Annotated in this window: 5 protein-coding genes and 3 pseudogenes; 3 read left to right on the top strand and 5 right to left on the bottom strand. The window is 58.7% G+C overall.

Translation table 11 applies throughout. The features are described 5' to 3' along the window. Positions 1 to 88: 88 nt before the first annotated feature. The 4 genes and pseudogenes from NKI29_RS32415 to NKI29_RS32400 all read right to left on the bottom strand — a co-directional run bounded on the left by NKI29_RS32415 (position 89) and on the right by NKI29_RS32400 (position 5,453). Complete coding sequence (locus NKI29_RS32415; protein ID WP_352798569.1) at positions 89 to 433, bottom strand: Clp protease/crotonase-like domain-containing protein; 345 nt, start codon at positions 431 to 433, stop codon at positions 89 to 91. Between the two features lie 250 nt (positions 434 to 683). After that, a pseudogene (locus NKI29_RS32410) lies at positions 684 to 2,436 on the bottom strand (acyl-CoA dehydrogenase family protein). Positions 2,437 to 2,736: 300 nt separating this feature from the next. Next, positions 2,737 to 4,248, bottom strand: coding sequence for a malonate--CoA ligase (locus NKI29_RS32405; protein ID WP_352798568.1), 1,512 nt, complete (start codon positions 4,246 to 4,248; stop codon positions 2,737 to 2,739). Positions 4,249 to 4,265: 17 nt separating this feature from the next. Continuing rightward, positions 4,266 to 5,453, bottom strand: coding sequence for a pyridoxal phosphate-dependent decarboxylase family protein (locus NKI29_RS32400; RefSeq protein ID WP_352798567.1), 1,188 nt, complete (start codon positions 5,451 to 5,453; stop codon positions 4,266 to 4,268). 703 nt (positions 5,454 to 6,156) lie between these two features. Between NKI29_RS32400 and NKI29_RS32395 the strand changes: the two are divergent. Both NKI29_RS32395 and scpA read left to right on the top strand, forming a co-directional pair. Then, positions 6,157 to 6,387: pseudogene (locus NKI29_RS32395) on the top strand (acyl-CoA carboxylase biotin carboxyl carrier protein subunit); the annotation flags it as partial. Then, positions 6,365 to 8,503, top strand: a complete 2,139-nt coding sequence (gene scpA / locus NKI29_RS32390; protein ID WP_352798571.1) for a methylmalonyl-CoA mutase — start codon at positions 6,365 to 6,367, stop codon at positions 8,501 to 8,503. The pseudogene NKI29_RS32395 and the gene scpA, both read left to right, overlap by 23 nt. 526 nt (positions 8,504 to 9,029) lie before the next feature. Here scpA and NKI29_RS32380 read toward each other — a convergent pair. Beyond that, on the bottom strand, positions 9,030 to 16,103 hold the full coding sequence (locus tag NKI29_RS32380) for a non-ribosomal peptide synthetase/type I polyketide synthase (protein WP_352798566.1): 7,074 nt from the start codon (positions 16,101 to 16,103) through the stop codon (positions 9,030 to 9,032). A 340-nt stretch (positions 16,104 to 16,443) separates the two neighbouring features. On the opposite strand from NKI29_RS32380, the pseudogene NKI29_RS32375 reads away from it, so the two are divergent. Further along, positions 16,444 to 16,965: pseudogene (locus tag NKI29_RS32375) on the top strand (4'-phosphopantetheinyl transferase family protein); the annotation flags it as partial. Positions 16,966 to 17,130: the final 165 nt, after the last annotated feature.

The following is a 17,130-nucleotide window of genomic DNA, read 5'->3' as shown; positions in this document are numbered from 1 at the left end:
TACCCAGGCAGATCGACGCGCCGGCAAATCGTTGCTATATCCAAGCCGCAAGTCGGGCGATTTGGATAGGTCGCCCGAATTATTCGCGTCAACGCTTCCTTATGCGTCGAGAAGATTGGAGCATTGAGATCGCCATTTCTCCTGCAGGAGAAATCGGGGCATCATTGAGCTGTTCGTGGGTGCCAGGGCCGGCGCTGCCGTGGGCCGGGCCAAGAGGGTCACTCGTGATCACCCTCGAATTCGTCCGCCGCATGAGCCAGGGGAGCGGCTTTTGCGTCCCGGCGTCAGCCACCAGGCTGAGGTCGACGAATGGTGTGCGGCGCGTCGCGAAGGTCCGGTCGCAGTGCAGGTTGAGCGTCGTGCCGATGCCGACCGCAATGCCGTCGATGCCCGATACGATCGGCTTCTCCATTGTCGCCTGGGCCACCAGCAAACCGACGAATTCCTCCCCAGCGCGCCGCCCCGGGCGTTTCCCAGAAATCGGCGATGTCATTGCCTGAGGAGTAGGCGCCCGGCACGCCCAGGACGACGTGCGCCCGGATGCCGGGACCGCGTCGCCTGCTCCCCGAGTGCCCTGTTCCTGGCGGCCTACATTGCCGCGGTAGTGCGTTCTTCATGCGGATCGACTGGACGGCACCGCACGCTCGACGATGGCAGGCTCGCTCAATGTTTCCCCTCTGTTTTCAGGCGACCAATGCAGCACCAGCCCCGAGCAGGCTCCCGCTGCCGCCGACCACCGCTGCCTTGAGGCCGGCGGTCTCGCCCAGCAGATTGTCGCCATAGAAGCGGGCGAGCGCGGCGCGCTCAGCCGCCTCGGCAAAAGCTGCCTTGGCGAGGTAAGATAGGGCGTCGCGCCGGCGGCGAGAGCCAGGTCCACGTCGTCGGCCCTGACCGCCTTCTGCAAGACTTTGGTCGATTGAAGCAGATCGGCGATCGCCCGGTCGATCGCCCGGTCGATCGCCTCGGCGCAACGGCCGAAGCCTTCGCGCCTGGAAGCGCGAATGGTTTTGGGCCGTCTCGCCCAGCGGCGATGTAACCCAGCACATGCTGGCCGTCGGCCTGCGGCAGTTTGCGGGTGACGAGATCTATCGCCTGGATGCCGTTGGTGCCCTCGTATATCGGCGCAATGCGGGCATGGCGATAGAGGCTCGCAGCACCCGTTTCCTCGATGAAGCCCATGCCGCCGTGTATCTGCGCGCCGATAGAACTGACGGCCACACCGGTATTCGTTGAGAATGCCTTGGCGATTGGGGTGAGCAGGTGGGCGCGTTCCTGCCAATGACGGCCCGCATCACCTCCGCTGAAGCGCGCCATGTCCATCGCATGCGCGAGCGAATAGCAGACGGAGCCACTCGCGTGAGCGCGGTCATGGTGAGCAGATTGCGCTTGACGTCGGGATGGTGGACGATCGGCGCCATGCCCGCGCCGACATACCCGGTCGCCCTGCCCTGCCGGCGCTCGCGGGCATAGGCGAGAGCCTTCTGTATCGCTGCTTCGGCGATCGCCACGCCCTGGATGCCGACGGCGAGCCGGGCGTTATTCATCATAGTGAACATGGCAGCAAGCCTGCGGTTCGGCTCTCCGATCAGCCATCCGACGGCGCCGGGCTCGCAATCCTTCACGAATCCGTCGCCTTAGATCATTGTGCAGGTCGGCGACCCGTGGATACCGAGCTTGTGCTCGATACCGCCGCAGAAGACCTCGTTGCGGGCGCCTAGGCTACCGTCTGCCTAGACCATCAATTCGGAACCAGGGACAGCGACAGGCCGCGCCTTATTCCCGGCGGCGCGTCAGGCAGGCGCGCGAGCACCAGATGCACGATGTTGTCGGTGAAATCGTGTTCGCCGTAGGTGATGAAAAGCTTGGTGCCGAAAATGCGATAGCTGCCGTCGCCGGCCGGTTCGGCGCGCGACTTCAACGCGTTGAGATCGGAGCCGGCCTGCGGCTCGGTGAGGTTCATCGTCCCCATCCATTCGCCGGACACCAGCTTCGGCAGATAGGTCGCCTTCAGCCCGGCGCTGCCGTGCGTCTCGAGCGCCTCGACCGGGCCCATGGTGAGCATCGGGCCTATGCCGAAAGCTATCGCGCCGGAATTCCACATCTCCAGCACAGCCATTCCGAGGATCAGGGGAAGGCCCTGCCCGCCATGCTCGACCGGCGCAGAAAGCGCATTCCAGCCGCCTTCGGCCCAGCGCCGGTACAGTTCCCTGCAACCGGGAGGCGTGGGGACGGCGGCATCCTTGAGCCCGGCACCGTGCCCGTCGCCGGCGCGGTAGAGCGGCGCCACCTCCTCGGTCGCGAAGCGTCCGTCCCGGGAGAGGATCGCGTCGACCACGTCCTCGGAGAGATTGCCGTACATCCTGCATCGAGCGCGGGCTTCATACCGGCGACCTGCTTGAGCGTGAAGGCGATCTCATCGACCGGTGCGCGATACATTTTAGGTGGCTCCCTGCGCGGATTGCCCGAAGTCTAGCCCCTGCCGAATAGCCTGACCATTGCCGCTCCGGCAACGGCTTCTTACGTCAACGAAACCAACCGGTTTTCGGGGCCAGGTGAAATCGCCTATTGGTGGTGCAGGACGAGATGATCCTGGCAAGACCCGAGCCGTTGCGCTGCATCGAACGCGGATTCGCCATTGGCGGGCCGGCTCTTTCCTGCACGGCGGCCGCATAGAAAACGGCCCTGCCCTTGATCTACCTGCCCAGCCACGCCCGACGGTGGCCCGGGTATAGCCGCCTAAATAAAACACCGGCGGTATTTTTCCCTCAGCAGCGTCTTTTGAACTTTCCCCAAAGCGTTTCTTGGGAGCCTATCCTCGATGAAGTAGCGCTTCGGCTGCTTGTACTTCGCGACTTTCCCATTGAGGAGCGGCATCAATGAATCGGCTGCCGTTATTTTGTTCGGGTCGACGACCACGACCGCGACTACAGCCTCGCCGAAGTCGGTGTGCGGGACGCCTATGACCGCGGATTCTACGACACCATCCAATTCGTCGACCAGCAGTTCGATTTCCTTCGGATACACGTTATAGCCACCGGAGATGATGAGGTCCTTAGCGCGGCCGACGAGGGTGATGTATCCATCCGCATCGATCCTGGCCAAGTCACCGGTCATGAAGTACCCATCAGCGCGAAACTCGCTCGCGGTTTTCTCCGGCATTCTCCAGTACCCCTTGAATACATTGGGGCCGGCTACTTCCAAGACTCCGATCTCGCCCGGCGGGACCTCTTTGCCCGTCTCGGCGTCACAGAGGCGGACTGAAATGCCAGGCAGCGGACGTCCGACCGTTCCGGCCTTCCGGACGTCGTCGTACGGGTTCGACGTGATCATAGTCGTCTCGGTCATTCCATACCGCTCGAGAATCCGATGGCCCGTTCGGCGCTGAAACTCGAAGTGAGTTTCTGCAAGCAGGGGCGCGCTGCCTGACACGAACAGACGCATATCGGCCACCAGTTCCCGGGTCAGACGGCGGTCGGCCAACAACCTGGTGTAGAACGTCGGGATGCCCATGAAGGAGGTCGCCGCCGAGAGGTCCCGGATGACATCATCCGCGACGAACCGCGGATGGAAAATAATCGACCCGCCGGCGAGCGCGACCGTGTTGCTGGCGACGAACAATCCGTGGGCATGGAATATAGGCAGCGCGTGGAGCAGCACGTCATCTTCGGTAAAGGCCCAGGCCTTCTTGAGCGTTGCCGCATTTGAAAGTAGATTGCCGTGCGATAGCATTGCGCCCTTCGAACGCCCCGTAGTGCCGGAGGTATAAAGAAGTGCGGCAATGTCCTCTTCGCCTCTGGGAGCAGAAACAAAGGTACCGGGCTGTCTCTTAGCAGCTTTCCGCAAGCTGCCGGATCCCTCAGCGCCCAATGTGGCGACAGCAGCACCGACCCTATTCGCTATAATACCCATATTGTGTTCCGATGCCGGCACACAGACCACTAGCGACGGCTCCGCATCCTGAACGAAGTACTCCAGCTCCCCTGCGGTATAGTCGGTATTCAATGGGGAGTAGATCGCGCCCAAACCTATTGTAGCGAAGTACAGTGCGAGCGCATCCGGTGACTTTTCGACCTGAACTGTGACCCGGTCTCCGGGCTTTACACCAAGCGCGACCAGTGCGTTGGCGTAACGCGAAACCCGCTCGTAAAATTTGCGATACGAGATCTCATCGCCGCCAGGCAGACGCAGGAACGGCGCTGCCGTCTCACGCCGGTCGCCCAGCAAGGCGTCAAAAAGGACGTTCACCATCAGCTGCTCCAAGCCCGTCAGGTATATGTGGCTTCGTCATAGGCGGCCGTTTTCCCGCTGGTCCTGACCACTTCGACGCAGGCACGGAGGTCCTCCAGGTACCCGTCGACGCTTTTTTCATGTATCGGGTTGATCGGAAAGGAAATCGCCACGGGCTCCGCGACTACACCCACGAACCAGCCCCGCTTTCTCATTTCCTCCGCAACGGCGTTAATATCAACGGCCGGTTCCACCGAGTCGTAGAGCAGGATAATGAGATCGGAGGGTTCGTAGACCCTGAGACCGTCGATCGCGCCAATCCCTGAAACCAGCTTCTCCTTGGTGGACATCATGATGCGCGCGGCGTCGAGATAGCCTTCCTCTCCGAGAAAATTGATGGCGGCGAACGACCCGGCGAGCGGACCTGCGGGTCGCGATCCCAGGAAAGTGTAAGTCTGATACAGTCCACGCGGCCAGTCGCGGAACGTAAACTTCGCACATTCCTTATGCTCGGGAGTCCGGTACAGTAGCACCGACGAGCCTTTCGGCGCATAACCGTACTTGTGGAGATCCGCGGACAGGCTTGTCAGCTGCGGAACAGTAAAGTCGAAGACCGGGATGGGGTATCCGAGCCGTTTCACAAAGGGAGCTACAAAACCGCCGAGACACGCATCCACGTGGAACCAGAGTTCATAGGCCCCCGCCAGCTCACCAAGCGATTCTATGTCGTCAAAATTGCCATGTGCGTAGGCCGGCGCCGAACCGATGATCATGATGGTGTTACCATCAATTGCGGCACGGAGCCCCTCGATGTGGGCGCGATAATCTTTGCCGAGGGCAACTCGTCTGCTTTCAATCCCCATGTAGTAGGTCGCCTTGCCGAAAGCGGCGTGCGCCGACACCGGCATCACTACGTTCGGTTTTGTCGCACTCGGCTTGCTCCGCTTGGCCCACTCACGTGCCGACTTGACCGCGAGGAAGATGCTCTCGGTCCCCCCCGAAGTAAAGATACCAGCCCCGGTGCCATCATGGCCGAACAGACGGAGGCAGAATCCGACAATCGACTGCTCCAGTTTCGTCACACTCTTGAAAGCGCTCCTTCCGAGTGCGTTCTCACCGAAATAAAGCTGGTAGGCCTCGCGGATTACGTAATCGAGGTCATCGCCCATTTTGTAGGTGTAGCCGGGCACCTTCCCGCCGTACCAGTCGCAGTCTTCAGCCTTCATGGCCTCGAGTTGCGCCCTAATGTCTGCCCACTTCTCCCGGGCTACATGGTTGCTGAGGGGGGGAGGAACTTCCATGTGGGATGTCTTTTTCATACAGGCCAATGACCGCGATGTCGGCTGAGGAGAAAGCTGGCGATTGTCGCCTTCGCTGTATCGGCTGCCAGCTTGGTTCATGGCATAGCGAAATCTGCCGCTGTCCACCATCGGGGATCGCTATGGGATAAGCTCGATTGTTATGCGGACGAGATACGCTTATGCGTCAGCTTATCTTATTCGGCGGGTTAGACGTTATGACCGTGGTCTGAGCGGCGGCTCGCCTTAGTCTTTGCAGCTGTTAAGCAAACGGGGGTTGCTCGGGAGTGGCCGAGCCGAGCCCCAGCGAAGAAGGGACGGGATAGTATCAAAGAGCGAACAGCGTAGGCCCACTCCTCCACTACGAGTGGGATCGGAAGAGTGAATAACGTATTGAACTCGCACATAACGATTGGTTGGAGTGCGGCGACGTCGTTGCCGCTAGGCTGAGGCCTCGAACGTGGGGGTAAACTCGCGTCGAGCTGGAGGTCCCATCGTCTGCGACCGATAAGGCTTCCATCAACTGACTGCGCGTACGCGGCTAGCTGTTGCCCCACAGCCTGTTTTGTTGTAACCACCAACTGATTAATCATCAAATATCCACACTAACCTCAGCCCCAAACCCGCTCAGAAGCTGCTGCTTTGCCCGACGCCGGCGTGGTCACTGCGATTACCATTTCGCAAGGCGAGCCCGTGGATGCCGGGCAAGGTGCTTGCCACCGTTGCGGCCATGAAGATTGAGAACGTGCTGCGCGCCGGGCGGCGTGCGACCGTCAAGCGGATCGCCGCCAGGGCAGGCGCGAGCCTCGCCGTCGACGAGCCCATTCTGGAATTGAATGATGACGGATACAAAACTCGCTGACTGGCGCGCTCTTGCCGAACGGGAACTGAAGGCGTCGCCCGACAGTCTTGTCTGGTGCACCCCCGAAGGTATCGACGTCAAGCCGCTGTATACGGCGAAAGACCTTCAAGGCATCAGTTATCTCGACACGCTACCCGGCCTGAAACCCTTCGTCCGGGGGCCGCGCGCGACCATGTATGCCGGACGGCCGTGGACGATCCGCCAATATGCCGGCTTCTCGACGGCGGAGGAGTCGAACGCCTTTTACCGCAAAGCGCTCTCGGCCGGCCAACAGGGCGTGTCTGTCGCGTTCGACCTCGCCACCCATCGCGGCTACGACAGTGACCATCCACGTGTCGTCGGCGACGTCGGCAAGGCCGGGGTGGCAATCGATTCTGTCGAGGACATGAAGATTCTGTTTGACGGCATCCCGCTCAAGGACATTTCGGTGTCCATGACGATGAACGGCGCGGTCATCCCGATCCTCGCCTGCTTCATCGTTGCCGGCGAGGAGCAAGGCTGCTCGCGCGCCGAACTTTCGGGAACGATTCAAAACGACATCCTGAAAGAGTTCATGGTCCGCAACACCTACATCTACCCGCCCGAGCCCTCGATGCGAATCGTCGCCGAGATCATCGAATACACGGCTAAGGAAATGCCGAAGTTCAACTCCATCTCCATCTCCGGCTACCACATGCAGGAGGCGGGCGCGACGCTGGTGCAGGAACTCGCCTTCACATTGGCCGACGGGCGCGAATATGTCCGCGCGGCCCTGAAGAAGGGACTGGATGTAGACCACTTCGCGGGACGGCTCTCCTTCTTCTTCGCTATCGGGATGAATTTCTTCATGGAGGCCGCCAAGCTGCGGGCGGCGCGGCTCCTCTGGTCGCGGATCATGGGGGAGTTCCGGCCAAAGAAGGCCTCGTCGCTGATGCTGCGCACCCACTGCCAGACCTCCGGCGTGTCGCTACAGGAGCAGGACCCTTACAACAACATCGTGCGCACGGCCTACGAGGCGCTGGCCGCCGTGCTGGGGGGCACGCAATCGCTGCACACCAATTCCTTCGACGAAGCGATCGCGCTGCCGACGGAATTTTCGGCACGTATCGCGCGCAACACCCAGCTGATACTCCAGCACGAGACCGGCGTGACCAAGGTCGTCGATCCGCTGGCAGGCTCCTATTACGTCGAGAGCCTGACGAACGAGCTTGCGCAGCAGGCGTGGGCGCTTATCGAGGAAATCGAGGCCATGGGTGGCATGACGAAGGCCATCATCGAAGGCCTGCCAAAACGCCTGATCGAGTCCGCGGCGACCCGGCACCAGGCCGCCGTCGACCGTGGCGACGAAGTGATCATCGGCGTCAACAAACACCGCCTCGAGACCGAGGACCGGATCGAGGTCCTGGACATCGACAATGCGGCCGTGCGCGAGGCGCAGATCCACCGCATCGAACGGACGAAGCGTCAGCGCGATCCTAAGCGCGTCGACGCAGCCCTTGCCGCGCTCGGCGAGACCGCGGCTGACGGCATGGGCAATCTTCTCGCGGCGGCCGTCGAAGCCGCGCGCGCCCGCGCGACGGTGGGGGAGATTTCCGACACCCTGCGCAGCGATTTCGGAGATCACGCGGCCGTCCCCGAGGTGATCTCGAAGGTCTACGGCTCGGCCTTTCAGGACGAGCCGGAATACAAGACTCTGGCGTCCCGCATCGACGAAGTCGCCGCCTTACTCGGCAGCCGTCCAAAGCTGATGGTGGCCAAGCTCGGCCAGGATGGCCATGACCGCGGCGCCAAAGTGATCGCATCGGCTTTTGGTGATCTTGGTTTCGAAGTGGTCGTAGGGCCGCTATTCCAGACACCTGAGGAGGCTGCCGACATGGCTTTGGCTTCCGAGGTTCATGTCGTCGGCGCGTCCTCGCTCGCGGCCGGCCACAAGACGCTCTTGCCGCAGCTCGTCGACGCACTGAAAGCGAAAGGCGCCGAGAACATTATCGTTGTCTGCGGCGGTGTGGTGCCGCGCCAGGACTACCAGTTCCTGATGGATCGCGGGGTCGCCGCGGTGTTTGGCCCGGGAACACATGTCATGGATGCAGCGCATGCGGTCGCGGATCTCCTTGAAGGTAAGCGACGTAACCGATGAACGGTCTCACCCTTCCGGCTTCCGGTGAGCTCGACGGAGCGCCCATGCTCGAAAAAATGTCGCTAGCCCGCAACGACATCGTCGGAATTGCCGACGAGGGGTGGCCTCTGATCGCCGCAGCCGACCGGCTATGGCACCGAATAGTTCGGACCAGCAACTTCGTCGCGATCGGCCGGCAGACCTGCGGCGCGATACGCTCGATACATTGGCCCGCGAGTTTCTAGGCTCGAAGGCTCGCGCGTAGGGCAACAAGATGGCGGCAGTGGATGGATTGGTGCCGGAAGTGAGATCCGAACCAGCGCGCCGTCCGTGGACCCACGCGGAAGCTCGCACGCTCTATGAGCTGCGCTTCATCGATCTTCTCTTCGGTGCTCACAGCGTCCATCGGCAGAACTTCGATCCTAACAAGGTATGGCTCGGCCGGCTGCTGAGCATCAAGACCGGTGGCTGCCCAAACGATTGCGGCTGTTGCAGTCCGCGCATCACTAATCGGGTCTCACTTACGCGGGTTAGCTGGTGCTGTCGCTTAGTCATTTTGATTCAAATAGTTACCGAGCTTCCTCGCGAGGACGCTCACATGCGGAGGAGCGACCATCGTGTAATGGTCACCTGGAACCTCGTGAATTTCCAGACGGCCCCGCGCAAATTGCTTCCAACCAAGATCGCCATTAGGTTGATTGGTGGATACGCGCAAGCCGCTTTGGGCCGCAAAAAGAACGGACCTGCTGTCGTTGGGCCGAGGTATATAATCACGCAGCGCAATTCTATTTGCCTCAGCAACTGACAGGAGATGATGGAGCTGCGTTTCGCTCATGTCGGGCAAGTGGCCTGCTTGCCTTCCGAAATCGAGCAAGGCGGTGACCTGACGCTCACGTTTGATGGATTTCAGTTTTCGCCAAAGTTTCTTCAGCGCAGGAAAAAGGAGGCTCAATGTGACCGCTTCCTCGCTCAGCCACTCGGGAATGGGGCTGTTGCCAAGCAGGCCGTGATACTGGTCGCTTGTGTGATCTTCATGCTTGTGAAACGCTTTCGCATCGAGCAGGCCAAGCATTGTTACCTCGTCGCCAGTATCGCACAATTGGCAGGCCATTTCCCAAGCAATGCTGCCGCCCATGGATAAGCCGACGAGCTGATAAGGGCCGTGTGGTTGTACGCTTTTGATCGCCTCTATATATTCCCGCGCCATCACCGGAATGCTCAGGTGAGGTCTTGCCTCACCGTTCAGACCGCGTGCCTGCAGGCCGAAGAGCGGCTGCTCCGGACCTAGCGCTTTAGCAAGGGGCAGATAAAGGAGCACTTGTCCGCCAATAGGATGGGGGCAAAACACAGGCGCGCGAGAACCGCCGGTTTGTATCGGTACCAAAGCGCACGGACGCGCGTTGCTACCGGTCTTCGACAGAGCTATCGCGAGCGCTCTTGGTGTCTGGTTTTCCAATAGCAGGGAGAGAGCCAATCTCTCTCCCGTGAGTTGCTCTATGCGATTGATGACACCCAACGCGCTCAACGAATCGCCACCAAGATCAAAGAAGCTGTCGGTCAGGGCAACGCCATCCAAGCCTAAAATGTCCCGATAAATCGCCACAATTTGGCTTTCCAAAGCTGCGTCACTAGACATCTCTGTCACGATCACACCGCGCGCTTCTTCGTTCCCAGCCGGGCCATCGACGGATATCACCGCAGTATTAGATTGATTAAAATCCGCGTTTTGTCTGCGCTCGTTGGTGGCGACCGCGTCAATCCAGTAACGCTTGCGATCAAAAGGATAGGGAGGGAGGGGGATACGCTGCGGAGGCGGATTGCCGTGCAAGCCAGACCAGTCGATGCCAACCCCGCAGGTCCAAAGCTTTCCAAGCGTCTGTAACAGTCTCGCGCGATCGCCTTGCCCATCATCGTCTTCCGACAAGGCGGGAAAGGCGACGAGGCTGCGTAAGTCGCTCTTTGACTTGAACTGTCTGGAATGTCTGGTCAGGGCTGCGCCTGGCCCCATCTCGATAAACAACTCGTGGCGCGTTTGCACCAGCCGATCGAAAGCCCGATGGAACTGCACTGTCTCGCGCAGATTGCGGACCCAGTAGCCGCCATCAAGTGGCGGTTCCGCCTCAAGCCAGTCGCCCGTCACCGTCGAAATGAAAGGTATTTGCGGCGTCTGCAACTTGACCTGTTCTGTGTGAATCCTAAACTCCGGCAGGATCGGATCCAGCAGGGATGAATGCGCGGCATGACTTGCGCATATTCGTTTGCTCTCAATAAAGCTCGCTTGCAGTCGCTCATCAAACGTTGCGATCTCGGACGCGGGGCCCGAAACGACGCACTGACGCGGTCCATTTATAACCGCCAATGAAAGGCTTTCGTTCCAATATGGCTGAAGCTCTTCGGGCGACAGACCGACTGCAACAATGCCACCAGCAGGCACACGGGATGTTAACTGCCCTCTTATCAGTGTCAGTCGAATGGCATCGGGTAACGAAATGATGCCCGCAATATGAGCGGCTGCATATTCCCCGATGCTGTGGCCGATCACAGCTGCAGGGACAATGCCCCGTGAGATGAAGAGCTTCGCCATTGCATATTGTGTAGCGAAGATGACGGGCTGTATGACGGCTTCCAGCTGTGGCTCAAGTTCGCTATCAGATTTGCCTTCGCAGTAGAGCAGGGGGCGGAAATCAATGCGTGCGAGTTCGTTAAGCCACTCTGCGCATTCATCGATGGCACTGCGGAATACTGGCTCTTCTTCATAAAGCTCCCGACACATTCCAACCTGCTGGCCGCCCTGGCCCGGGAACATGAATACGATGCGGTGTTCATTGCTCGAAACCTCTCGCGACGCGCCCGCCTGCAGTGCCGTCTGATCGAGTTGGTCGGCTAGTTCCACCAGATTGGATCCCACAAAACTTGTGCGATATCTGTGAGCGGCGCGACCTTTTTGCAAGGTGTATGCGATGTTCGCTGAGCTATGCTGAATGTCGCTTCGGCGCATAAAGCCAGCCAGTTGCCGGAGCATTTCTGTCAGTGCCGACCTACTCGCTCCCGATACTGGAAAGACGTGCAGCCTGCGACAGCCTTGCTCACCACCACGCGAGGGAGCCTCCTCGAGGATCGTGTGTGCATTCGTGCCGCCAATGCCAAATGAGCTGACTCCACCGCGCCGTGGCTCACTACTCTTGGGCCAAGCGGTGCAGGTGTTGTTTACGAATACCGGGCTCTCCTGAAAGTCGATAGTTGGGTTGGGCTTATCAAAGTGTAGGCTGGCGGGAATGGTGCCCTTGTTCAGCATTGTGGCGAGCTTGATCAATCCGGTTACACCCGCCGCGGTGTCGAGATGGCCGATGTTTGTCTTCACCGAACCTATTGCGCAGAATTGTTTCCTTGCGGTTTGAGAACGGAAGGCCTTGGTCAGGCCGGAGATTTCGATGGGGTCCCCAAGGTAGGTTCCCGTACCATGCGCCTCCACATAACCAATGGTGTCCGCGGAGACGCCAGCATCGGTGAGGGCAGCTTGAATGACTGCAGCCTGTCCGTCGGCGCTGGGGGCGGTGAAGCCTACTTTGGCGGCGCCATCATTGTTAATGGCCGTCCCCTTTATAACTGCCCAAATATAGTCTCCGTCTCTACGGGCATCGCTCAGTCGCTTGAGAACAACGACCGCAGTTCCACTGCCTCTTACCGTTCCTTGTGCTTTAGCATCGAACGCACGGCAGTGGCCGTCAGGAGAGAAGACGTGGCCTTGTTGATGGAGATAGCCTTTTCCATGGGGCAGGGAAATCGATGCACCGCCTGCCAACGCCATGTCGCACTCATTGCTGCGCAGGCTCCGGCAAGCGAGGTGGACAGCAACTAGCGAAGTGGAACAGGCCGTCTGAACTGACACGCAGGGGCCGGTCAGGTTGAGCTTATAGGCGATGCGCGTCGCCGTGAAATCGTGGCCATTTAGAATGCGGATCCGCAACTTCTCTGAATCCAGCAGGTCGCGACCTGCATCACGCTCAGCGAGATAGTGGTTGGCCCCCACGCCGGCAAAGACGCCGACACGGTCTTCTGCCGTTTCGCGCGATCCGTATCCTGCATGATCGAGCGCCTGATACGTTGTTTCCAGTAGGATCCGCTGTTGCGGGTCCATCCACGCTGCTTCCTTAGGCGAGACGCCGAAAAACGCTGCGTCAAACAGATCAACTCCGCTGATAACGGCTTCGCGCCTCACATAATTGGGCTTGCCCAAAGTGTCGGGATCGACGCCAGCTTCTCGCAACGTCTGTTCATTCAGATCTGCAATGGACTCTATGCCATCGACGAGATTGCTCCAAAGTTGATCGACGTTCTCCGCCCCTGGGAACCTGCCCGCCATCCCGATGATCGCAACAGCACTGCCGTCCTGTTTGGGTTCGTTTTCGCTTGCGGCCAAGCCAATTTGCTTCTTGAAGTCTTGAGCGGGGCGAGGAGCGGCTGGAATTACAGCCAAGTGCGCAGCGAGCGTTCTTATGGTGGGATGCTCGAACAGCTCTAGAATCTTGCAATCAATGCCCAAACGATCGTGTATACGCGCCTGAACCTGGACAATGGCCAGGGAATGTCCGCCAACATCGAAGAAATTGTCTTCAACGCCGACGGAGTCCAGCTTCAGCACGTCCTTCCATATCTCAGCTAGTTCTGTCTGCAACTCACCGGTCGGTAAAGTTGCGGTCCTTAATTTCGAAGTGTTTGTCGGCTCGGGAAGAGCGCGTCGATCGATCTTTCCACTACGATTTGTTGGCAATTGCGGGAGGAACACAAAATGTGAGGGAATCATGTAGCCAGGCAGCGAGGCGCGCAGAAATGACTGGAGTTCATCTGTAGCCTCCGAACTCGTCTCTCGTCGCCTCACCACGTAGGCTGTCAGGCCCGCATTTTCATCGGACCAATCTGTCAGCGTAACGCAGCAAGCTTTGACATCATCGTGCTGCGTCAGGCACTGCTCGATTTCGGCAAGCTCGACCCGTATGCCGCGAATCTTGATCTGTCCGTCTTTCCGCCCCCAGAACTCGATCATGCCATCTGACCGATACCGGGCCCGATCCCCAGTTCTGTAGAGCTTGGATTGCGGATCATCATCGAACGGGTTTGGTCGGAAAAGCTCACGCGTGAGTTCATCGCGATTGATGTAACCGCGGGCTATGCCGACACCCCCAATGTAGAGATCACCGATCGCGCCAACCGGTGCCGGATTGCCATAGCGATCGAGGATGTAAGCCATGGTATTGATGGCGGGGCGCCCAATAGGCGGCCTTTGCCCCTGGGCTTTCACCTCGGTCCTTATGCAATAGACGGTTGTTTCGGTGGGCCCATAGGAATTGAAGATGCGGCGCTTCTCACCCCATCGCTCAATGAGGCTCGACGGCAGGGGCTCCCCACCTGACTTGATGACGGTGAGATCAGGAAGATCAGTCGACGGCAAGGAGTTCCACGCTGTCGGCGTAAGACCAGCCGCGGTAATTCGCTCACGACGCATGAACTCGACAAGCTCCGCTCCGGGCAGCGATGCTGATGGAGGTGCCAGGCACAATTGAGCACCAGAAGATAAGGCCAGCATAAAATCAAACAGCGATGCATCGAATCCGCAGGAAGCGAACTGTAAGACCCGGTTATCCGCCCCCAGTTGATAGGTGCGTTTTAGATCCTCCGCCATGTTGCAGGCGCTGCGATGTTCAACCATCACGCCTTTCGGCTGACCAGTGGAACCGGACGTATAGATCACGTAGGCCAAATCGAAGGGACCGGCGGGGCAGTGCGGAGGCGTGACTTCATGCAGAGCAATTTCAGTGCGGTCCTTGTCGAGGAGAACCACCGCGCATCCAATCGCACCTTCAATTTTTGGCTCTGACAGCGCTTTGCCGAGCATCTGTTCTTTAAGCTCCGCTTTGCTGATGACCGCAGTCGCGCCAGCGTCTCGCGCCATGAACTGCAGGCGCTGGGGTGGCATTCGCGAATCGAGAGGAAGATAGACGGCCCCCGCCTTCAAGACCGCTAGAAACCCGACAATGAGATCGCACGAGCGCTCAACGAGGACACCGACCACGTCTCCAAGGCGGACACCCTTTGAAACCAAATGTCGAGCAAGCCTGTTTGCCCTTTGCTCAAGTGCGGCATAGCTGAGCGCTTCCGACGGGCAGCTGACAGCGATATTGTTTGGGTAACTGGCGGCCTGCGCTTCGATCAGGTTGTGCAGGCAAATGTCCGACGGAAAGGGTGCACCTGTCTCGTTCAAACCGTGCAGAAGCTGGTGTTCTTCCTCTGGCGTCAGAAAACTATAGTCACTTATCCGTCGCGCTGGAGCATCTGCAATTGCCTCAAGCAACAAACAATAGTGCTTCGCCAGCCGCTCGACGGTGCTGCGATCCCACAAGTCTGAATTGTATACGACGTGGAGGCGGAGGCTTTCTTTTCCGGCAAGAATCCGGAAATCAAGATCGATCCAGATATCGGTCTCGCAAAATCGGATTTGCGCAGGCAAGCCGGAGAGGTCGACGTCGCATGGCGTGAAACCAAGAGAACTCACCGCTTCCGGCGTGAAGTTGAAAGCTGCTTGAGCGAGCGGATCGCGATCAGGTGTGGCGGGGAGCTTGAGCTTCTGAAGCAGGAGGGGAAGAGGAAAATGCTCGTGGCTGCGCGAGGAGCGCATGAGGTGGCGCACCCTCTGCAAATGGTCGAGGAAACTTGGATTTCCGGAAAGATCCTGCCGTAAAGCGCCTAAGGTCACAAAGTAGCCAAAGGTCCCCGAAAAATTTCCCGCCGGACGACCGAGGCGTGGCATGTAGAGAGTGATGTCGTCCTGGTCACCGTAACGATGCACCAGGACGTAGTAGGCAGCGAGCAGAACGGTGGAGAGTGTTACTTTTTCTTTGTGCGCCAGTCGCTCCAGGCGCGCGACCAACGGCATCTCAATATCCAGGGAGAAAACTGACCCGGTGTGCGTGGCAAGCGCAGCTCGTGATCTGTCCGTCGGAAGGGCTAGGTTGGGCTCATGATCGACAAATTGGCTACGCCAGTAGGCCCACATGCGTTCTCCGTCGTCGCCGGCAAGAAGCCGGTCCTGCCAGGCTACGAAATCCCCGTAAGGAGCCGCCGTCGTCAGACTCGGCATGCCCGTGTTGCCGCAGAACGCTTGATAGAGCCTGCCGAATTCGTGCAGGAATGTGCGAATGCTGTAAGCATCGGAAATGATGTGATGGAAGTTGAGGAGGAGAATCTCTTCCGTGGCACTACGGATGAACAGATGCGCGCGAAATACCGGCCCATGTTCCAGATCGAAAGGCGAGCGGGCCTCCGCCTCGACAGATTGATGGAAAGCTTCCTCGTCCGCGTTCTGCAGCCGAACGACACCAAAGCTCAGGGAGCCTGTCTCATGAATCCGCTGAACGACATTCTCGCCTTCCTGGTGAAAGGTCGTGCGCAGCATTTCATGGCGGTCGATTAGTGATTGGAGCGCGCGCCGCAAGGCAGCAATGTCGAACGGTGCCTTTATGCGCAAATCGACTGGCAAATTGTATTCGCTACCGGTTGGTCTTTTTTGATGATGCAGCCAAAGACCCATTTGGCCATGCGATAGCGGACGTTTGACGTAGTCCATTGCCTTCTCCGAACACTTTTGTTGCGAAGAAAGCTACACACATTTTTTTGGAAGTGTTTTTAATTTCTTGTAAGTTATCATAACTTCCATGTCACTCAACGTTATGCAGAAATACCTATTAAACTAATTTTGAATATTATGTGAATTATATGGCCATGAATTGTGAAACGATACTGCAACAGTGCACTGAAGAAGCATGGAGCCATTTCACGGTCGTTAAACTGGGTTCATACATCTTTACACATCGCCAGCCGCCGGCCGTGTAGAAATTCCACCTAGTCAGTAACGACTCCCACATCAGGCTGGGGCATGTGGTGGAGCGAGCCACATGCCGTGACGCATGCATCCGAATAGGCAGACGAGCACAATCGACGTTTGGATCTTCCGGCATTCGCAGCTGACGATTCCTACGCTGCAGATGCGGGAAGTGCTGAGCCCAGTTGAGCGGCAACGGGCAGAAAAAATTCGTCACTTAGATCTGCGTCTTTCATATCTTCAGGCAAAGTTTGCTTTTCGAACCATCCTTGCTGCGCATTTGAATGTTGCCCCGAGGGATCTCCAAGTGACTGTTTCGTGCTTCGGTAAGCCCCGATTGCCTGCGCACAACGTCGACGTGAGCCAGTCTCATAGCCAAGATTGGTCCGCCGTCGCCGTTTCAGCCTTGGGCTTGGTTGGGGTAGATATTGAGCATTGGCGCTCCTTGCCGAATTGCGACCAGTTGGCTTGCCATATTATGAACGACCAGGAGGCAAAGACCTTTGAAAAAATCCCCCGCCGGCTTCGCGAGCGAAAACTCCTTGAGCTTTGGACCAGGAAAGAGGCCGTGCTAAAATGCGCAGGCCTTGGTCTCCACCACGACCCGCGAGACCTCCACACGGGCTGGGATGAACTGGCCGTACAATTTGGCGGCCTGCAATACTACCTAAACGCGCTCGACTACGTGCCGCGCAAGGTCGACGACGATTGCCTGATGGAGCTCAGATGGTTCTACGACCGGCGCGACCTTGCCGAGGTCAAACGCGACCTG

It is taken from the genome of Mesorhizobium sp. M0678 (genome assembly GCF_040320505.1).
In the GTDB taxonomy this organism is placed as follows: domain Bacteria; phylum Pseudomonadota; class Alphaproteobacteria; order Rhizobiales; family Rhizobiaceae; genus Mesorhizobium.
This window is presented reverse-complemented; position numbering and strand designations above follow the sequence as displayed.